The sequence below is a fragment of the Pectobacterium odoriferum genome (genome assembly GCF_009931295.1).
Classification (GTDB): domain Bacteria; phylum Pseudomonadota; class Gammaproteobacteria; order Enterobacterales; family Enterobacteriaceae; genus Pectobacterium; species Pectobacterium odoriferum.
Genome location: NZ_CP034938.1, coordinates 2152458 through 2172831, shown reverse-complemented (window position 1 = coordinate 2172831; position 20374 = coordinate 2152458). Strand labels below are relative to the sequence as shown.

Genomic DNA, 20374 nt, shown 5'->3' with positions numbered 1-20374 from the left:
AATAATTCGAGTTGCAGGAAGGCAGAAACCGCATGACAAATCGGTTTTAACCGATTTGAACAGCGTCAGCGCTGGCCCGAAGGGTGAGAGCCGAGTATTGCCAACGCACATGCAGCTTGAAGTATTACGGTATACCTTTTCTGAATAACGAAGGAGCCGTTGTTATGAGTAACGTAAAGAGCATTGTGATCTGGCTGCTAGTCGGCCTGGCGGGCGCCTTTTCGTTCGCCACGCTGGCGCTAAGCCGCGGTGAACACGTCAATGCCGTGTGGTTGGTTATCGCTGCGGTATCGTGTTACAGCATCGCCTATCGGTTTTACAGCCTATTTATCGCCAAAAAAGTGTTTGAGCTCGACGATCGCCGACTGACACCAGCGGAGCGTCATAACGACGGTCTGGATTACGTTCCCACCAATAAATGGGTACTGTTCGGCCACCACTTTGCCGCCATCGCGGGGGCCGGGCCGCTGGTCGGGCCGATTCTCGCCGCACAGATGGGCTTCCTACCCGGTACGATCTGGATTCTGGTCGGCGTGATGCTGGCGGGTGCCGTGCAGGATTTTCTGGTGCTATTTATCTCAACCCGCCGGGACGGTCGTTCTCTGGGTGAGATGGCAAAACAGGAGTTGGGCACGTTCGCGGGTATTATCACGATGCTCGGTGCGCTGGGCGTGATGATCATCATTCTCTCGGCGCTGGCGCTGGTCGTCGTTAAGGCGCTGGCAGAAAGTCCGTGGGATTGTTCACGATTGCCGCCACCATCCCTATCGCGCTCTTCATGGGCGTTTACATGCGCTTTTTACGTCCGGGCAAAATCGCTGAGGTGTCCATCATCGGCTTTGTGCTGATGATGCTGGCGATTGTCTACGGCGGCAACATCGCTGTACACCCTTACTGGGGGCCGTTCTTCACGCTAAAAGGGACGTCACTCACCTGGGTACTGGTGATTTACGGCTTCGTGGCGTCAGTCCTGCCCGTCTGGCTACTGCTGGCACCGCGTGATTATCTCTCTACGTTCCTGAAAATCGGGGTGATTGTCGGGCTGGCCTTCGGTATTGTATTCGCGATGCCGGAAATGAAAATGCCTGCCGTTTCTCGTTTTATTGACGGCAGCGGCCCGGTCTTCTCCGGTACGCTGTTCCCCTTCCTGTTTATCACCATCGCCTGCGGCGCGATTTCCGGCTTCCACGCGCTGGTTTCCAGCGGCACCACGCCGAAACTGGTTGAACGTGAGAGCCACATCCGCTTCATCGGCTATGGTGCGATGCTGATGGAATCCTTCGTGGCGATTATGGCGCTGATTTGTGCCTCGGTTATCGAACCGGGTATCTACTTCGCCATGAACTCACCCGCCGCCTTGATCGGCACCACGGTTGAGAGCGCCTCGTTAGCCATCAATAACTGGGGGTTTGTGATTACCCCGCAGGAATTGAGTGCCATTGCCAATGACGTTGGCGAAGCCTCTATTCTTTCCCGCGCCGGTGGTGCACCGACCTTCGCGGTGGGTATGGCCTACATCATCACGGAAATCTTTAACAGCCGAGCGATGATGGCATTCTGGTATCACTTCGCGATTCTGTTTGAAGCACTGTTCATTCTGACGGCGGTTGACGCCGGAACGCGAGCCTGTCGTTTCATGGTGCAGGATCTGGTCGGTATTGCGATTCCCAGATTAGCGAACAGCCGTTCCTGGCTGGGGAATCTGGCCGGTACGACCGTTGCCGTTTCCGGCTGGGGATTCTTCGTGTATCAGGGCGTGATCGATCCACTGGGCGGGATCAATACACTCTGGCCGCTGTTCGGTATCGGTAACCAGATGCTGGCCTCGATGGCGTTGATTCTCGGCACCGTGGTATTGTTTAAGATGAAGAAGCAGCGCTATGCGTGGGTGACTATCGTCCCAACCGTCTGGCTGTTTATTACGTCGATGACGGCGGGTTGGCAGAAAATCTTCCATGAAAAACCGAGCATCGGCTTTCTGGCTCAGGCGAAGCGCTTCGCGGCGGGTATTGAACAAAATACGCTGATCGCACCGGCCAAATCGATTAAAGACATGGAAACCATCGTCTTCAGTAACCAGATCAATGCCGCGCTGTGTGGGTTCTTCATGCTGGTTGCGGTCACAATGCTGGTTTCCGCATTCTTCGTCATTCGTCGTGCGATGAATAGCGATGTCCCAACGGCAAAAGAGAGCCCGATTGTCTTACGAGACGGCGCTCAGCCTTAAGCATCATCGACACATCCCCTCCAATCCCTCCCTCGCGGAGGGATTTTTTATGGGTGCCATCCCTATCCGCCAGCCTTACGGATTTAGCACGGAATTTGTGCCGGTCAGGATCGATCGAAGTCATCAAGTCCCACAAAAAACAATAGCGCCGCTGATGGGCGCTATATGGCTCAAAGGTAACGTGAAGAAACCGCTGCGCTTTATTGTCCGTAATACGCGTTCTTGCCGTGCTTGCGTAAGTAGTGTTTATCCAACAGCGTTTGCTGCATCTCGCCCAATTGAGGTGTTAACTGGCGTGAGAAAATCCCCATGTAGGCAAGCTCTTCCAGAACAACGGCGTTGTGCACCGCGTTGTCTGCATCTTTCCCCCAGGCAAAGGGGCCGTGTGAGTTAACCAATACGGCCGGAACATCCACCGGAGAAATGCTACGCTGGCGAAAGGTTTCGACAATCACCCTTCCCGTTTCCCACTCATAGCGACCGTTGATTTCCTCGTCCGTCATCAGACGTGTGCAGGGAATTGGACCATAAAAGTAGTCCGCGTGGGTTGTTCCCCAGGCGGGAATATCTTTACCGGCTTGCGCCCAGATCGTGGCATGGCGGGAATGGGTATGCACAATACCGCCGATATCGGCAAATTCCAGATACAGCACGCGGTGGGTATCGGTATCTGACGACGGTTTCTTCGTCCCCTCCACCACCTTGCCACTTTCCAGCTCAACGACGACCATGTCCTCCAGCGTCATCGCTGAATATTCCACGCCGGAAGGTTTGATCACCATCAAGCCGCGCTGTCGGTCCACCGCGCTGACATTGCCCCAAGTAAACGTCACCAGATTGTGCTGCGGCAAGGCCAGATTGGCTTCCAATACCTGTTTTTTTAGCGTTTCTAACATAATCAGCCTCCATCGGCGCGATAGCACCATTCTCGCGGCCTGACGGGTTCGTCGCTATGGGCTAAATCGCTAAAGACCTAGCGGTGTTCTGCTATGGGAAAAAGAAAGAGACACCCCACAGGATTGATTAAAAAACAGCCAAACTTATCAATTATTGCTATCGTTAACATAACGCAGGGGAATTAAGAGTTTTTACCTGTTGCCGTTTTTCCCGATGATTATACTTGTCATCAAGTGGTAGAAGGCTCGGTTTCTTTATTTAATACCGTAAAAAGCATGTTGTTCGATATTTTCTCACAAGAAACGTGAGACCAAGAGCAGAAAGGGGAAAAAGATGAAATTAAACAAACGTTTTGCAACAGCCGCTCTGGCAATTACGCTTGCTGTAACGCTTGCAGGCTGTTCAAACATGTCCAAACGTGACCGTAATACCGCGATTGGTGCCGGTGCGGGTGCGGTAGGTGGGGCTATCTTAACGGATGGCGGAACATTAGGAACACTGGGCGGTGCGGCTATCGGCGGGCTGATTGGCCGTCAGGTCGATAAATAACAAATTTGTGGGCAGCAGGTTCACGGGAGTAAACCTGCTGCTTTTTATACTCGTCATACTTCAAGCCGCATGTGCTTTAGCCGCCAGCCAGCTTAACCTTCATTCCTTTCGCTTCCAGCAGCTGTTTTAGCAGGTCGCGCTTATCTCCCTGGATTTCGATCACGCCGTCTTTCACTGAACCACCACAGCCACATTTTTTCTTTAATTCAGCCGCCAGCTTATCCAGCGCAGCATCATCAAGATCGAGACCGCTAATCAGGCATACGCCTTTCCCTTTTCGCCCGCTCGTCTGACGCTGGATGCGCACGATGCCATCACCTTTTGGCCGAACGACATGTTCTTCTTCCGGCTTAATACGTCCGGTTTCCGTGGAGTAAACCAGTTGGCTATTCTCGTCGCGACGCATGTTCATGATGCCGTACCGTTTAGCAATGAAGCGCGAATCTCACGCAGCGTCTGTGCGGGGTCCGCTGATTGGGTGATCGGACGTCCAATCACCATATAATCCACACCCGCCTGCTGTGCCTGAATCGGCGTCATAATACGGCGCTGATCGCCGACGTCGCTGCCAGCGGGACGAATTCCCGGCGTGACCAGCTTAAATGCCTGCCCGCATACCTGCTTCAACCGCTGCGCTTCATGTGCGGAACATACCACGCCATCCAGCCCGCTGTTATGCGTTAGCACGGCCAGCTTTTCCGCCTGCTCTGCTGGGCTAAGCGTAATACCAAGCCCGCGCAGGTCATCTTCGTCCATGCTGGTTAACACGGTTACGGCAATTAGCAGCGGCGCATCGTTACCAAACGGCACCAGCGCTTCTTTCGCCGCGGTCATCATGCGCGAACCGCCGCTGGCGTGGACATTGACCATCCACACGCCAAGATCGGCGGCGGCCGCAACGGCGTGAGCGACAGTGTTCGGAATATCGTGGAATTTCAGATCGAGAAACACATCAAAACCGCGCTGTTGCAATGTCTGCACGAACTGTGGGCCGAATAAGGTAAACATCTCTTTGCCTACCTTCAAACGGCAATCCTGCGGATCGATACGGTCAACAAACGACAGCGCCGCCTGCTGATTGGCATAGTCCAGTGCGACCACAATCGGGGATGATACCGTTTGATTCTTTTGCTGTAGATTCTCGTTTTTCATTCGTCACCCAGTCTCTTGCGAAGCCAAAATTCCCGCCGCATTCTACATGCCCCGCCCCTGAAATCCCAGCCGCCTGAAGACCAATGACGTTAAAGAAGCCTGCTGAAACGGAAATCACACACAATCATTAGTATGTTGTAACTAAAGCGCGTTAAAAAATACCCACTCGATATCGTGAGAGGTTATTGCCCGTCTAATCCACGGATTGGCTTTACGCTGGCCCAGGTGCGGCAGGAAGGACATTGCCAATAGAGTGATTGTGACGTGAAGCCACATTTGCGGCAGCTGTAGCGGGGTTTGGTGCGAATCTGTTCACCCACCATGTCGCGCAATCCCTGAAGATTTTCTTTTGTTCGTCCGTCTTCCGCTTCATGCAGGTGAAAATCCATCAGGCGATGGAACACGCGCATCGTGGGGTGGCGTTGAAGCTGACGGTTAATATAAGCCTGCGCAACCTCCGCCCCCTCTTCTCTTTCGAGGATGTCGGCCAGCATCAATTCCGCCGTCGCACCGGTATTTTCTTCTACGCAGCGTCTGAGGAAATTCGCCCAATCCAAAGGTTTATCTAAATGCTGATAGCACTCTTGCAGCATCGGCAGCGTTTCGCTAACCAGCTCTTTATCCTGATCGAGAACCTGTCGCAGAGCCTCCACGGCACGCGAATAATCCTGCTGCGCCATGTAGATGCGTCCCATCATGATAGACGCACGGGCGCACTGACTGTCCGCTGCCGCCCCTTTCTTCAGGAGCGTTAGGGCTTTATCCAGATCGTCGCTACCCATCGCCAACAGCGCCAATTCACAGTAAAAATGCGCGATGTCCACGCGGAGCTGGTCTTTTCCCATCTTGACCAGCTTTTCAGCAACATCAATTGCCGTCTGCCAGTCGCTGGTCGCCTGATGAATCTGCAAGAGCTGCTGCAAGGCGCTGCGCCGAAAATCTTCTTCGTCCACCAGTTGGTTGAAACTTTCTTCAGCGCGGTCATACAGCCCCGCGGCCATGTAGTCACGGCCCAGCTGTTGCATTGCCAGCAGGCGTTGTTCAAAGGTTAACGATGCGCTTTCAGTCAGCGACTGGTGGATACGAATCGCACGGTCAACTTCGCCGCGCGAACGAAACAGGTTACCGAGCGTGAGGTGGGCTTCAAAGGTGTTGCTGTCATCCTTGAGCATGTCAAGGAACAGCTCAACCGCCTTATCCTGCTGGTTGGACAACAGGAAGTTAACCCCGGTGACATACTCACGGGACAGGCGGTTGGATTCTTGCTCTTTGTCCTGCTGCGCACTTCTGCGACCCATGTACCAGCCGTACGCGGCGGCCACGGGCAGCAACAGAAACAGCAGTTCTAACATAGAGCAAATTCCTTAGTGGGTGACCGTCTGCACTGACGCCACATTCTCCTCGCTAGAGGTAGAAAGCTGTTGTTCCAGACGCTTGATTTTACGCTGTGCACGGCCAAGCGCAATGCGCTGACGCAGATAAAACAGACCACAGATAACCCAGCCAAGGGCAAAACCCAAGGCAAATAGCGTGGCGAGCAGTGTGGAGATACGATACTCCCCCTGTGCCAGCAGGTAGTTAAATGTCACAACCTGATCGTTGTGCGCCCCCAGTGTGACAGAAATGATGAATATCGCCAGCACGAGTAAAAAAATCAGCAAATATTTCACATTGTCCTTCCTGTGATATCCATTAACCGGATGAATTATGCCAAATTTTGGCGACAAACCCCATTAAATTACCATGTCCGACGCGGACAAGGAAATCAAGAACCGCGCTCCACTGCCGTCTGCGCTTGTTATTTATTCTGTGCTGAATAAAAATGACAGCAGCAAGCCAGCGAGGGGAAAAGTCATGTCAAAGCAGGACGAACAGCGATTATTGGGTCAAGATCGCTACGCTCTATTATAGCGAAGGGATGAAACAAACAGAAATTGCCGCCTCACTCCATTTGTCACAGTCTTTTGTCTCCCGCGCTATCACGCGCTGTGTTAAAGAAGGTGTGGTCAAAATCAGTGTAATTCAACCCCCGAACATGTTCATGGGGCTGGAAGCAGCAATTCAGAAGCGCTACGGCATCGATCAAGCTATCGTGGTGGATGTCGCCGATAACGCCACGCTGGCGCAAATCAAGCAGGCGATTGGTTCTGCCGCCGCACACTATGTCCAAACCAGTATCCGCCCTGACGACCTGGTCAGCATCTCGTCCTGAAGCAGCACGCTGCGGGCGATGCTGGACAGCTTGTATCCACAAAGTGTCAAAGCTCAGGGCGTCATCCAACTGTTAGGTGACGTTGGGCCAAGCGCCAACGAACAGGCGACGCTCCCGCCGGTTCGACTACCGTCAAAGCCCACCACAATCACGTCATGACGCCCCGCAAGGTGACAGACAAGGAGGTCCGTCATAAAAAATGCGGATGACAAATGCCATCCGCAGGGTACGTGCTACAGGGGATTATCTATGGAGTACAACCTACAACAGGAACAACAACTCAAGCGCTACGAGGATTTATTTTCGGCGACATCCTCCTCCGCCTGTTCTTTGATTTCTTCATACTGGAGCGAGAGCGGGCCGCACCAACGCTGTGCCAGCCAACTGGCGACCACCACCAGCAGCCAGCTAATTAACGTCGCCACCACCAAATCCTGCGGCCAATGCATGCCGAGTATCAGACGGCTACCCATCACGCCGCTGGCCCACAGCATCAAGATCACCACCGTTTTATAATGCCGACGCGCCCACAGCAGCCCAACGCCCAGCAGCGCCCAGGTTGCGGCAAACATGGTGTGGCCAGAAGGGAAAGCAAAGCCAGTTTCAAACTGCCAGTGGCTGCGCAGCCATTGTGGAATCTGCGTTTGGTCCTGCAATTGCGTTTTCACCAGTTCCGAACGCTCCTTGCGCGGCAGCGAGTAGAAATAGCTATCGTCCACCTGATGATTTTTCTCCAGCCAGACGACATAGGGCCGTGATTCCTGTACCCACTCTTTAATCACCGATTTGATTCCCTGCCCAATCAGCACCGTAATCGCCATGATGACCAGCAGACCGAGTGCGGGCTTAAGACGAAAACGCAGGCACCAGAGAAACCAGATACTCAGCACGATGCTGGTCAGAATGCCCCACGGCGATGTCACCGTTTCTGTAATCCAGAAGAGTACACGTAACCAAAGTCCGTCGTACTCTGGTTGCCACTGCCAACCGCTCATCCAGATAATCATGGGCATAATCAGTAATAGCGCTGCGCCAATGGTGGTTCGTTTGGCAATTTCGTACATAATTTCTTCCCATAATTCAGCATGATGCTATGCAACAAAACTTTCACAATTCTATCAGAAAATCCGACAAAAACTGTCAGCATGGCGTAAAATAGCGCTCAGTTCTGTCAACGAACCTGAAACCAGACCGCGGTAAGACCACGTTGTAATTCAATTTTTGTGATGTTCTTAAGCAGGCTTTTTTGCTGGTCAAGCGCGATAGGCAGCAGTAGGATTCGCCTCAGCACTTTTGTTTTGTGGACACAGCTTTTTTGGATACAGATTTTTTGGAGAAAAGTATGCAGCTAAAACGGGTGGCGGAAGCCAAGTTACCCACGCCGTGGGGCGATTTCCTGATGGTGGGTTTTGAAGAGTTCGCCACAGGTCACGATCACCTTGCATTGGTCTACGGTGATATTTCCGGTTCAGTTCCCGTACTTGCTCGCGTGCATTCCGAGTGCCTGACAGGGGATGCCTTGTTTAGCCTGCGCTGTGACTGTGGTTTCCAGCTTGAGGCTGCATTGGGTCACATCGCCGAAGAAGGTCGCGGCGTGCTGTTATACCATCGTCAGGAAGGCCGTAATATCGGGTTGCTCAATAAAATCCGCGCGTATGCGTTGCAGGATCTGGGGGCTGATACGGTAGAAGCTAACCATCAGCTTGGGTTCGCCGCCGATGAGCGCGATTTCACGCTGTGCGCTGACATGTTCAAGCTGCTGGGTGTTGATGAAGTTCGCTTGCTGACCAATAACCCGCAGAAAGTGAAAATACTCAACGAAGCAGGCATCAATATCGTTGAGCGCGTGCCATTAATCGTCGGGCGCAACCCGAAGAATGAGAACTACCTGGCGACCAAGGCGGCCAAAATGGGGCACCTGCTGGATATGAAATAACGATCCCGCTTCGCGTCAGGATCGTTTCTTTCAATGCTCACAGCCGGTTTTTTACCGGCTGTTTTATTAGAATCAGTGCTTGAGGATGTACATGTCTTGCGTGTAATAATCACCACGCACATTGGGAGAGAAACCACCGATGTAGGTCTTAACCATCTGTGGCTGGACATAATAGTAGATGGGCAGTAATGGAATCGTGTTATCTAAAATATCTGAGGCCTGTTGATAAATCGCCTCTTTCTCCTCCTTATCCTTCACCGTCAGCGCTTTTTTCAACAACGCATCATACTGTGCGTTACTGAATTTACCGTTGTTGTTGCTGTCATTCGTTTCCAGAGTATTCAAGAACGTACTGGCTTCATTGTAATCCCCCGTCCAGGACTGTCTGACCACCTCAAAGTTACCGGTACGTACGGTATCCAGCATCGTTTTCCATTCCTGATTTTGCAGCGTCACTTCCAACCCAAGATTCTTTTTCCACATTGAACTGGCAGCAATTGCCACGCGTAAATGCGATTCGGAGGTGTTGTAAAGCAGGTTGAATTTCAGCGGATGTTTTTCATCAAACCCAGCCTCTTTCAACAGTTTCTTCGCTTCCTCATTACGCTGTTGCTGTGTCCAGCTTGCCCATTCAGGATCCTTGCGCTGAAAGCCGCTTACATTTTTGGGGATCACGCTGTAAGCAGGCGTCTGCCCCATACCGAGTACATTGTTTGCGATGATATTTTTATCCAAACTGAGATCCAGTGCACGACGGACGCGGGGATCGTCAAAAGGGGCTTTTTTCATATTGAAGCGATAAAAATAGGTAGCCAGCAGCGGCGAGACTTTCACCTCCTGTGGGTACTCTTTTTGCAACGATGCGAATTGAATCGGTGACAAGATGCCCGTGACATCAATTTCGCCAGATTTATAACGATTCAACTCCGCCGCCTGCGAGCTGATTGGCAGGTACGTCACTTTATTAATCACGGTATGCGCGTTATCCCAATACTGACTATTGCGCTTACCGACGATGCGTTCGTTAACCACCCATTCGCTCAGCGTATAAGGGCCACTGCTGACAAAATTCCCGACCTGCGTCCAGTTATCAGGATGTTTTTCGAGAACCGCTTTCGGCAAAGGGACCAGAATATGGTAAGCCGACATTTCCAGGAAATACGAAAGCGGGTGTTCCAGCGTAACTTCAACGGTGTGACTATCCAGCGCTTTCACACCCAGCGAATCCGGCGCTTTCTTACCCGCCAGAATATCCGCCGCGTTCTTCACATACATACTGGCGACGTAGGTACCGTAAGGCGACAGCGTTTTAGGGTCGCTAAGGCGTCGCCAGCTGTACACCACATCGTCAGCAGTAATCGGTGAACCATCGGACCATTTGGCATCAGGCCGCAGGTGGAATGTCCACACCGTATTGTCTTTATTATCCCAGCGCTCGGCCAATCGCGGCTGAATGGTACCGTCATCGCCCACACGTACCAGATTATCGAAGAAGTCATTGATAATGTGGCCTTCTACATCGCTTTCCACCTTATGCGGGTCCAACGAGGCTGGTTCTGACCCATTGCCTCGTACCAGCTCTTGTTTATCCGCCAGCACCGTCCCGGCAGGAACCTGTGCCGCAAAAGCCGATGTCATCGCCCCTGTTGCACACAGCGTGAGAAGCAGCAGCGAATGTTTAAAGCGTTTTTCGATCAACTCATTCATGTAACCTCCTGTTATATCTCTGTCACCCTTCAAGCTACATTGGCAAGAGTGCCTCACTCGTCTCGTCTGGGGCTTGCTCATGGAAAGTCCACGCAGCACCGAGTAAAGACGACGGCGTGTTGTCTTGCAACCTGAACGATGAGGACATGGCTGGGCAATAATTTTTACTTATTCCCCATGTAGTTAGCATCACTACAACCTAACCATAATTCGCCTGAGGATACGAGAGTTTAATGTGAGAAAACGTGCGCTGGTGCATCAGGGTTAATATATCTTTCTTTACCGCCTGGAATGAACGTTACGCTGCTAGGATTAACGCTTCATTTTTAACCGTCAATAGTCCAAGCTATAAGCCTACGTAGCGATAACAAATGGAGATTGTTATGGATAATCAAAAAGAAGGGAGCTTGCGATTGCTTACGTCTGGTGAAATCAGGCTGGCTAAATCTATTTTTGGTGATTCAATCCACTACCACAAAGTTTGGATTCATCATGGCAGTTACCTTCCATTCGGCCTTCAAGATAAAAATACAGCCATGAGTCCAAATGGAGAACTGTACTTTCGGGCATGGTATAGCAACGATTTTTCCCTCACGAATATGTCCAACCAACACCTCTTTATTCATGAATTGAGCCACGCCTGGCAGCGTGAGCGAGGTATGAATGTCATATTAGAGGTTTAGTCAGTTGGGCTGTCAGTTATCGCTACCAACTTGGTAACCGCACATTAAGATGCTACTCAATGGAACAGCAGGCACAAATAATCGCTGATTATTTCGTTTTAAAAACATACGGCTATCAAGTGGGGAAAATGTAGAGAGCACGGGGAGATGTCACCCTTGATGGCGATACTTCTGAGACCGCCATACGGCAACAATATCAAAAAACCATGCAGTTCTTTCCCTGGAATTAACGATGACATTTACTGCAAAATTGTCTGCGTTTCTGCTTATAGTGACGAGTTTTCTTCTTGTCGGTTGCCCCGGTTCGGGCGATCGCTTGAAGCCAGACGAATTGACATCAGTCAGACAAGTGGGAAGCGATCTCTGCTTTTTAGTTAGTGATGCTCGGGATTACCAACCCACTCTTATTGCAATTAGTACAAGAGCCGCTCAGCCACAGGAATGGACGCTGTATGAAAATCCCAGCGTAGTCGTTACACAGGGCGAACTGTGCATTCCTCCTTCTTTTTACCGCTTTTTAGACGACAGCACATACGTCGTCAGGTATATCCTGCAATCGAAAAAATACGGTGATTTACGAAGAAGCGTCGTGTCTGCGATAGCGTTTACCAACGGCAGTGTCCGAAGCGTACCGCTTAGAAAGGATGAAGCCGCTTATTATTCATGTATCCGTTAATATTTCGAATTGAGTGAATTCACCGAGAGCAGGCTTTCTGCCCTCGGTGGCGAGACATAAAATTACAGCATATTGCGGATAACGTAGTGCAGAATGCCGTCGTTCTGGTAGTAGGTCAGTTCGTTGCGAGTGTCGATGCGGCAGCGGGTCTTGATCGTCTGCGTATTGCCATCAGCATCAGTGATATTCACCTCGACCGTAGCCCCCGGCGTCAGCTGATTTAATCCCGTAATCGAGATCTGCTCGTCGCCGGTTAATTGCAGCGTTTTACGCGTCACACCATCGGGAAATTCCAGCGGCAGAATCCCCATCCCGATCAGGTTAGAACGGTGAATACGTTCAAACGATTCGGCAATCACCACGCGGACGCCCAGTAAACGCGGGCCTTTCGCTGCCCAGTCACGGCTGGAGCCGGAGCCGTACTCTTTCCCAGCAAACAACGCCAGCGGAACATTGTCGTCCTTGTAGCGCATCGCCGCATCATAGATCGTCATCTCATTCTGCGACGGGATGTGGCGGGTATAGCCGCCCTCTTTACCCGACACCATTTCATTACGGATACGAATGTTGGCAAACGTCCCACGCATCATCACTTCGTGGTTACCGCGTCGTGAACCGTAAGAGTTGAATTCCGCCGTTTCGACGCCGCGCTCCAGCAAATATTTTCCTGCCGGGCTATCGCGCTTGATGTTGCCTGCTGGTGAGATATGGTCCGTTGTGACCGAATCGCCCAGCATCGCCAGAATACGTGCATTGTGGATATCCTGAACCGGCTCGGGGTCTTTCCCCATATCCAGGAAGAAAGGCGTCTGACGAATATAGGTCGATTCTTCCGGCCATTGATAGGTGGGATTGTCGTCGACCTCGATATCTTGCCACTCCTGCGTGCCCTCAAACACCGCGGCATACTGTTTGTGGAACATGCCAGCGCTAACGTTTAATACCGCGTCCGCCACCGCTTTGGCCGACGGCCAGATATCCTTCAGGTAGACAGCTTTCCCGTCACGATCTTCACCCAGCGGTTCTTGTGTCAGATCGACGTTCATATTCCCCGCCAGCGCATACGCGACCACCAGCGGCGGCGATGCCAGCCAGTTCGTCTTCACCAGCGGATGAATACGACCTTCAAAGTTGCGGTTGCCTGACAGGACGGCGCCGACCGTCAGATCGCCTTCTTTTATCGCCGCTTCAATCGCATCCGGCAGCGGGCCGGAGTTACCGATACAGGTAGTACAGCCGTAGCCCACCAGATTGAATCCCAGCTCGTCGAGGAACGGCGTCAATCCCGCTTTGGCATAGTAATCGGTTACGACCCGTGAGCCCGGTGCCAGCGAGGTCTTCACCCACGGCTTGGTTTTCAGACCGCGCTCGACGGCATTTTTTGCCAGCAGCCCGGCCGTCATCAGCACGCTTGGGTTAGAAGTATTGGTACAGGAGGTGATCGCGGCGATCACGACAGCACCCTGCTGTAAACGGTGTGTTTCACCTTCCAGCGTGAATTCTTCATAGTCAGAACGGTTCTTCACCGTGCTGACTTCCAGCTCTCGGCTGGCTTTAAAGGCTTCTGGCACGCCCGCTAAAGGCACACGATCCTGCGGGCGTTTCGGCCCTGCCAGACTGGTTTCCACCGTCGCCAAATCCAGCGCAAGCTGGCTGGTAAATACCGGTTCATCACCCGCATTACGCCACAGCCCCTGCTGCTTACTGTAGGCTTCCACCAGCGCAATCTGTTCTTCTGCACGGTTGGTCAACCGCATGTAATCCAGCGTGATTTGGTCGATAGGGAAGAAGCCACAGGTTGCACCATATTCCGGTGCCATATTGGCGATGGTCGCGCGATCCGCCAGCGGCAGCGAATCCAATCCATCACCGTAAAATTCCACAAATTTGCCGACCACGCCGTGTTTACGCAGCATCTGCGTGACCGTCAGGACCAGATCGGTTGCCGTGATCCCTTCGCGCATCTTGCCGCTTAGCTTGACACCAACCACATCGGGGATCAGCATCGAAACAGGTTGCCCCAGCATCGCAGCCTCAGCCTCTATCCCGCCGACGCCCCAGCCGAGCACCCCCAAACCGTTAATCATCGTGGTATGCGAATCGGTTCCCACCAGCGTATCGGGATAAGCAAACTGCTTGTCGCCCTGCTTTTCGTACCAGATGGCCTTAGCGAGATACTCCAGGTTCACCTGATGGCAAATCCCGGTTCCCGGTGGCACGACGCTGAAGTAGCTAAAGGCATTTTGTCCCCAGCGCAAAAACTCATAACGCTCACGGTTACGCACCATTTCGAGCTGCGTGTTATCTGTGAGCGCCTGACGATCGCCGAAGTGGTCAACCGTCACCGAGTGGTCGATAACCAGATCGACCGGCGACAGCGGGTTAACCTTATTCACATCGCCGCCCAGTCGTTTCACCGCCGCTCGCATTGCCGCCAGATCAACCACGGCAGGCACGCCGGTAAAGTCCTGCATCAATACACGCGCGGGCCGATAGGCAATTTCCCGGTCAACATGGCCCGTTTTCAGCCAGTCCACGACTGCCTGAAGATCGTCCTGCTCTACCGTGTCGCCGTCCTGATGACGCAACAAATTCTCCAGCAGCACCTTGAGCGACTTCGGTAATTTATCGATGTTGCCAAGCGTTTTCGCCGCCTTCGGCAGGCTGTAGTAATGGTAAATCTGCTTCTGTACCGTCAGTGTGTCCAGACAAGTGTCGCGAAGGTGTGATGACATGCTTCCTCCCAAATGAACTTGTTTTTCGGGTATGTTCGTTATTCTGCATCGGGCGATTAATCAATAACCAGCCTGAGCTTGCGGTCTTATTTAAAGATAACACAAACAAAAAATAACGTTTTTGCAACAAGGCGATATGAACGCAGCGATAGCCGTTAGCTATTGAAAAGGGGCAAATCAGAATAAACGCGAGTGGAATGGAAAACAGTCACGGTAACGTATGGCAGAGAGCGAGGAGAGGAAAGAAAACGGCCCGAAGGCCGTCTGTCTCAGTGCATTAACCTGACGTTAATTTAGACATTTCCAGTTGCCATCACGGGTGCTTCTTCGTCGACATGGTCTTGCTCTTCCAGGCCATGGTTTCGTTCCAGTTTGGCAACAACCGCGGTTGCCATACCGTTACCAATCACATTGGTCGCCGTGCGGCCCATGTCTAGGAACTGATCGATACCAATAATCAGCAAAATGCCCGCTTCGGGTAAGCTGAACATCGGCAAGGTGGCGGCTACCACTACGACCGCGGCACGCGCCACGCCAGCCATACCTTTACTGGTGATCATCAGCGTCAGCAGAATCAAGGTCTGCTCCGTCAGGCTTAAGTGGATATTGTAAGCCTGCGCGATAAACAGAATGGCAAAAGCCTGATAGATCATGGAGCCGACAAGGTTAAAGGAATACCCCAACGGGAGTACGAAGCTGGTGATTTTTTTGGGAACGCCGAATTCGCTCAGTGCTTCCATCGTTTTCGGGTAAGCCGCTTCGCTACTGGCGGTGGCAAATGCCAACATACTGGGTTCGCGCAGCAGTTTGATCAGGCCCCAGGTTGCTTTCTTACCGAGGAACAGCGCGCCAGCCCCGAACATAAGTCCCCATAGCAACGCCAACCCAAGGTAGAACTCGCCAATCACCTTGCCAAAGTCGAGGAGCAGCCCCAGGCCTTCGGTCGTAATAGAAGATGCCAGCGAGGAAAATACGGCCAGAGGCGCCAACCGCATGACATAGTCTGTCACCCGGAACATCACTTTCGCCAGTTCCTCTATCATCGATTCCATCGTGACGGCATGTTTATTCTGGCCTTTCACAAAAGCCAGCGCAGAACCGAAGAACATAGAGAACACCAAAATCTGCAATATTTCGTTATTCGCCATCGCTTCGACGATGCTGCGTGGAAATATATGAGCAATGAAACTTTTCAGTGTAAAGCCACCGGTATTCACGCCGGTATCTACCGCTATTGGCGTACTGGGAATGGCGAGATTCATTCCAACGCCTGGCTCGAAGATATTGGCTAACATCATGCCAATAAAAAGGGAAAGCACGGAAGAACAAATAAACCACACCATCGCCTTCAGCCCTATTCGGCCGACGGAAGAAGAGTTCCCCATGCTAGCAAGGCCGGAGACCAATGTGGCGAAGACTAATGGCGCAATGATCATTTTTATCAGGCGAAGAAAAACATCGGTTACTAAATTAAAGTAGGATACGACCTCTTTGGCTTCCTGCGCCGTTAATAAAGCATGACAGGCCCCGCCGACAATAATCCCGAGAAGAATAGCCAAGGCTATAAAAAACAATAACCTGTTTTTTTTCATAGTAACCTCATGATAATAAATAGAATCAGACAATACACATTATTAGCAAACATTAGCCACCTAACACACTGGCATGGCTTATCCGATTTTTGTCAGCATATTATCTGTGTCTTGATGTGATGATAATAGTTACTCGGGAAGCGTATTTACTTTTCCATCACCGATGAAAAAATGTCGACGAGACGTAACGTATAATTGAAAATATCGCTATTCATTAATATTTCGCACGCGCTACGGAAACCGTTGGACATAACTACCCCTCTTTTATTACATGCAATAAACAAAGGGGTAGTTTAATCAACTTCACTTTGAAATAGTTCCCCTTCATACCTTTTCCTATTTTTACTTTTAAATATCCATTAGACGCTAACCATGGGGGAATAACTTAAATCGACGGTATCATGAAAAATACGAAATCAATCACTAATGAAATTTTTCTTATCAAGAGATGTAGTAATGATTAATTAACCGCTATAAATCATGCGTCGAAAAACATCTCCCACGCCGCTTATTTCACCGTATTGGCTTCAAAAATCAACAACACCATTTTATTTGCTGCTCCGCCCTGGCCTCTCCTCTCTCCCACCGGCCTATCGCGATCTTGCTAACCCAGAAGTTGCCCTCACAATCCGTAACGCTGCTGTTTCTGCCCCAGCCAAAAGGGCATAAGCCACACACTATAGGGCTTTATCGATCGTCTCCGTTCAAACCAGCAAGATCGCATTGGAATGACGTATGAAAATTTATTTTTTCGCCGCAAAAATCGCCAAAACTTCACGCAAAAATCATACATAAGGAGTATTTTGCAAGAGGCCTCACACTCTCCCGTTACGTTTTGTTGTAAAAAAACGACATGTCGTTATTCAACAATCATCAGCGCATGTGTTGATGGAAAAATAATAATAGGAAGGGGTTTCCATGAAACTGTTTTACAACGCTGAAAGCAGTTCTCTTTTTACACACATTGTTTTGATCGAATCCAAATTGGAATTCAAGCTGGAGAAGGTCAATCTGCGCACGAAAAAGACAGAGCGTGGCACCGACTATACGTTCATCAATCCGAAAGGGATGGTGCCAGCGCTAGAACTAGATGATGGTTCTGTTCTGACAGAAGGTGTCGCTATCGCCGAGTACATTGCCGATCTGGTTCCGCACTGTAACCTTATCGCCCCTACTGGCAGCATGGCGCGCTACCATACACTCGAATGGCTGAATTACATTTCTGCTGAACTGCACAAAACGTTTACGCCGCTCTTCCGTCCTGGCACGCCGGAAACGTATAAAGAGTTGCTGATGGAGTATTTGCAGGTCAAATTCCGTTATATCAATCTGGTGTTAAGTGAACAGAACTATCTGGTCGCCAACCGTTTCAGCATCGCCGATGCGTATCTGTTCACCGTGATGCGCTGGGCACAGTCGCTAAAACTGGATATGTTCCGCTACCCTGCGCTGGCGGCTTACCTCGACCATATTGCCGAACGCCCTTCCGTCGTTACCGCACTTAAGGTTGAAAGGTTGAAAGGTTGAAAGGCTAACATGCAATAACGCCCCGGTATTCGGGGCGTTATACGTTTTACGACAGGCGAATCGCCTGGAAGTGATGACGCGGATTGGCAATCCCATCCTGAGCCGCAACCAGCTGTAGCTCATACTCATTCATCTCTTTCGTCACCAGCATAACTTCATAGACAGCCGCCGTGGTGTGCTCCAGCGCTTTATCCAACGCCACGCCCTTCAGCAAGTTCACCAGCAGCAATCCACTGGTCAAATCGCCCACGCCTACAGGTTGACGTTCAAACTCGACCAGCGGGCGGCTGATGTGCCAGGCATCCGTCGGCGTCACCAGCAGCATTTCAAAGCTGTCTTCACGCGTGGCTGCTCGGCTAAGGTGCTTCACCAGAACGATTTTTGGCCCTTTTTCACACAGGGCACGCGCAGTCTCCACGGCTTCTGCCACGTTATGCACGGTACGACCGCCAAGCAGTTCCAGTTCAGGCAGATTCGGCGCAATAATGTCGGCCGCTAGCAGCGACTGCTGGCAGTGGAAATCAGACACGCCGGGCGCGACGATGCAGCCTTTCTCCGGCGTACCCATCACGGGATCGCAGAAGTACAGCGCATCAGGGTTGGCTGCTTTAACCTGACGAACAATACCCAGAATATGCTCCCCTTGATCGGCGGAGCCGATATAGCCGCTCAATACTGCATTACAGGTCTTCAGCTTGTCGATGTTCGCAATTCCCTGCACCACGTCGGTCAGATGGCTGGCTGGCATCACACACCCCGTCCAGTGACCGTATTGGGTATGGTTCGAGAACTGCACCGTATTCAACGGCCAAACGTTTGCGCCCATCCGACGCATCGGAAACTCTGCCGCACTGTTACCGGCATGACCAAAAACGACATGTGATTGGATGGAAAGTATATTTTTCATTAGCTATGACTCAAATCCTTGCCAGCGCCTGTGCGCCTCAACTTACAAGAAGAAAGGGAGCTGACGCTCCCTTATCGGTGATGCTTATGCTTTCCAGCAGATCAGGCAGTAGTGCTTTTTGCCGCGACGCAGCAAGGTGTAGCGATCAAACAGACGGTCGGAATCGCTGAAGGTGTATTCAGGATCGGCCTGTTTTTCGCCGTTAATGGTTACCGCATTCGAAGCGATCATCGTACGAGCCTGACCGCGTGACGGCACCAGCTCAGCGCTGACCAGCGCCTGTTGTAAATCCGCGCCGTTTTCCAGTTCGATAATCGGCATACCATCCTGCGCCAGCTGCGCAAAATCGTCCTGCGTCATATCCTGCAATGCGCCAGAGAACAGGCTTTGTGTAATACGACGAGCCGCTTCCAGACCCGCTTCACCATGAACCATACGAGTTACTTCTTCCGCCAGCACATACTGCGCGCGTGGAGCTTTGCCGCTGTTTTTGTCTTCTTCTTCCAGGGCATCGATGTCTTCAAGGCTCATGAACGTGAAGAATTTCAGGAAGCGGTACACATCGGCATCTGCCGTGTTGATCCAGAATTGGTAGAATTTGTAAGGACTGGTCTTGCTGGCATCCAGCCAGATTGCGCCGCCTTCCGTTTTACCGAACTTCGTCCCATCAGATTTAGTAATCAGCGGTACGGTCAAGCCGTAAACCTGTTTCTGGTTCATGCGGCGCGTCAAGTCGATACCGGACGTGATGTTACCCCATTGGTCAGAACCACCGATTTGCAGTTCGACATCATGCTGCTTGTTCAGCGAGGCAAAGTCGTATCCCTGCAACAGGTTGTAAGAAAACTCGGTGAACGAAATACCGACGTCATCACGGTTTAAACGCTGTTTGACGGCTTCTTTGCTAATCATCTGATTAACGGAGAAGTGTTTGCCGATATCACGCAGGAAATCCAGCACGTTCATATTGCCGAACCAATCGTAGTTATTGGCGGCGATCGCGCTGTTTTTGCCGCAGTCAAAATCCAGGAATGGAGAAACCTGACGACGAATTTTCTCTACCCACTCACCCACGGTTTCAGCCGTGTTCAGCTTACGCTCGGTGGCTTTAAAGCTTGGGTCACCAATCAGCCCCGTGGCACCGCCAACCAGCGCAACCGGCTTGTGGCCAGACAGTTGGAAGCGTTTCAGGCAGAGCAGCGGCACCAGATGCCCCAAATGCAAGCTATCAGCGGTGGGATCAAAACCGCAATACAGTGCAATTGGCCCTTGCGCCAGCCGCTCTGCTAACGCTTCCTCATCCGTCACCTGGGCAATCAAGCCCCGCTCTTGCAATTGTTTAATCAGGTTACTACTCGCCATCGATAACTCCATTTTTATAAAAATAGGCCGTTACGTTCCCATTGGGTTTACGCACAATGCCGTGAGAGATGCGCAGCATACCTGTCTGCTGTCGCATGATGATTTCGCTGCTGCATGACGTTACGCAACCAGCTATGAACGCCATATCGCCGCGCAATGCCCAGTCAATGCGAAACCTCATAGGATAAAGTGCTGATGATAGGAGCGCCAGC

Annotated in this window: 17 protein-coding genes and 3 pseudogenes; 7 read left to right on the top strand and 13 right to left on the bottom strand. The window is 51.5% G+C overall.

The window, feature by feature from the left end:
* The first annotated feature begins 164 nt into the window (after positions 1-164).
* Positions 165-2227 (top strand): annotated as a pseudogene (locus tag EO763_RS09715) (carbon starvation CstA family protein).
* Positions 2228-2427: 200 nt separating this feature from the next.
* Here the strand turns inward: EO763_RS09715 and araD are convergent.
* The gene (gene araD / locus EO763_RS09710) at positions 2428-3123 is read right to left on the bottom strand and encodes an L-ribulose-5-phosphate 4-epimerase (protein ID WP_161528814.1); all 696 of its coding nucleotides are present in this window, start codon (positions 3121-3123) and stop codon (positions 2428-2430) included.
* A 334-nt stretch (positions 3124-3457) separates the two neighbouring features.
* Here araD and osmB point away from each other — a divergent pair, with 334 nt between their 5' ends.
* Complete coding sequence (gene osmB, locus EO763_RS09705) at positions 3458-3673, top strand: osmotically-inducible lipoprotein OsmB (RefSeq protein ID WP_010276685.1); 216 nt, start codon at positions 3458-3460, stop codon at positions 3671-3673.
* 76 nt (positions 3674-3749) lie between these two features.
* Here the strand turns inward: osmB and yciH are convergent, their stop codons facing one another.
* The 4 genes from yciH to EO763_RS09685 all read right to left on the bottom strand — a co-directional run bounded on the left by yciH (position 3750) and on the right by EO763_RS09685 (position 6495).
* Entirely contained in the window at positions 3750-4085 is a 336-nt protein-coding gene (gene yciH / locus EO763_RS09700; RefSeq protein WP_161528813.1) for a stress response translation initiation inhibitor YciH, read from the bottom strand.
* On the bottom strand, positions 4082-4825 hold the full coding sequence (gene pyrF / locus EO763_RS09695; protein ID WP_161528812.1) for an orotidine-5'-phosphate decarboxylase: 744 nt from the start codon (positions 4823-4825) through the stop codon (positions 4082-4084). The genes yciH and pyrF overlap by 4 nt, the downstream gene beginning before the upstream one ends.
* 182 nt (positions 4826-5007) lie before the next feature.
* Positions 5008-6177 (bottom strand): lipopolysaccharide assembly protein LapB, encoded by a 1170-nt coding sequence (gene lapB / locus EO763_RS09690; RefSeq protein ID WP_161528811.1) that lies wholly within the window; start codon positions 6175-6177, stop codon positions 5008-5010.
* Between the two features lie 12 nt (positions 6178-6189).
* Positions 6190-6495: a LapA family protein gene (locus tag EO763_RS09685; RefSeq protein ID WP_039489183.1), complete on the bottom strand. Its 306-nt coding sequence runs from the start codon at positions 6493-6495 to the stop codon at positions 6190-6192.
* Between the two features lie 184 nt (positions 6496-6679).
* Between EO763_RS09685 and EO763_RS09680 the strand changes: the two are divergent.
* A pseudogene (locus EO763_RS09680) lies at positions 6680-7151 on the top strand (sugar-binding domain-containing protein); the annotation flags it as partial.
* Here the strand turns inward: EO763_RS09680 and EO763_RS23275 are convergent.
* Positions 7091-7231: a hypothetical protein gene (locus tag EO763_RS23275; protein ID WP_167521824.1), complete on the bottom strand. Its 141-nt coding sequence runs from the start codon at positions 7229-7231 to the stop codon at positions 7091-7093. The pseudogene EO763_RS09680 and the gene EO763_RS23275 overlap by 61 nt on opposite strands.
* Before the next feature lie 93 nt (positions 7232-7324).
* On the bottom strand, positions 7325-8101 hold the full coding sequence (gene pgpB, locus EO763_RS09675) for a phosphatidylglycerophosphatase B (RefSeq protein ID WP_039489182.1): 777 nt from the start codon (positions 8099-8101) through the stop codon (positions 7325-7327).
* 278 nt (positions 8102-8379) lie between these two features.
* On the opposite strand from pgpB, the gene ribA reads away from it, so the two are divergent.
* Entirely contained in the window at positions 8380-8973 is a 594-nt protein-coding gene (gene ribA / locus EO763_RS09670; RefSeq protein WP_161528810.1) for a GTP cyclohydrolase II, read from the top strand.
* A gap of 72 nt (positions 8974-9045) precedes the next feature.
* Here ribA and EO763_RS09665 read toward each other — a convergent pair whose 3' ends face one another.
* Positions 9046-10680, bottom strand: coding sequence for an ABC transporter substrate-binding protein (locus EO763_RS09665; RefSeq protein ID WP_161528809.1), 1635 nt, complete (start codon positions 10678-10680; stop codon positions 9046-9048).
* 383 nt (positions 10681-11063) lie between these two features.
* Between EO763_RS09665 and EO763_RS09660 the strand changes: the two are divergent.
* Positions 11064-11593: pseudogene (locus tag EO763_RS09660) on the top strand (type IV secretion protein Rhs).
* Positions 11594-11595: 2 nt separating this feature from the next.
* A complete protein-coding gene (locus tag EO763_RS09655; RefSeq protein WP_161528808.1) occupies positions 11596-12039 on the top strand; it encodes a putative T6SS immunity periplasmic lipoprotein in 444 nt (147 codons plus the stop codon).
* A 62-nt stretch (positions 12040-12101) separates the two neighbouring features.
* On the opposite strand, the gene acnA is transcribed toward EO763_RS09655, so the two are convergent.
* Both acnA and EO763_RS09645 read right to left on the bottom strand, forming a co-directional pair.
* Positions 12102-14774 (bottom strand): aconitate hydratase AcnA, encoded by a 2673-nt coding sequence (gene acnA / locus EO763_RS09650; RefSeq protein WP_161528807.1) that lies wholly within the window; start codon positions 14772-14774, stop codon positions 12102-12104.
* A gap of 293 nt (positions 14775-15067) precedes the next feature.
* Positions 15068-16366 (bottom strand): dicarboxylate/amino acid:cation symporter, encoded by a 1299-nt coding sequence (locus EO763_RS09645; RefSeq protein WP_161528806.1) that lies wholly within the window; start codon positions 16364-16366, stop codon positions 15068-15070.
* Between the two features lie 918 nt (positions 16367-17284).
* Between EO763_RS09645 and gstA the strand changes: the two genes are divergently transcribed.
* Positions 17285-17893, top strand: coding sequence for a glutathione transferase GstA (gene gstA, locus EO763_RS09640; protein WP_161528805.1), 609 nt, complete (start codon positions 17285-17287; stop codon positions 17891-17893).
* A 46-nt stretch (positions 17894-17939) separates the two neighbouring features.
* Here gstA and pdxY read toward each other — a convergent pair whose 3' ends face one another.
* The 3 genes from pdxY to EO763_RS23380 form a co-directional block, all read right to left on the bottom strand.
* Entirely contained in the window at positions 17940-18800 is an 861-nt protein-coding gene (gene pdxY / locus EO763_RS09635; protein ID WP_161528804.1) for a pyridoxal kinase PdxY, read from the bottom strand.
* 84 nt (positions 18801-18884) lie between these two features.
* On the bottom strand, positions 18885-20162 hold the full coding sequence (gene tyrS / locus EO763_RS09630) for a tyrosine--tRNA ligase (RefSeq protein WP_010302304.1): 1278 nt from the start codon (positions 20160-20162) through the stop codon (positions 18885-18887).
* Positions 20152-20343, bottom strand: coding sequence for a hypothetical protein (locus tag EO763_RS23380; RefSeq protein ID WP_208851995.1), 192 nt, complete (start codon positions 20341-20343; stop codon positions 20152-20154). The genes tyrS and EO763_RS23380 overlap by 11 nt, the downstream gene beginning before the upstream one ends.
* Between the last annotated feature and the right edge of the window lie 31 nt (positions 20344-20374).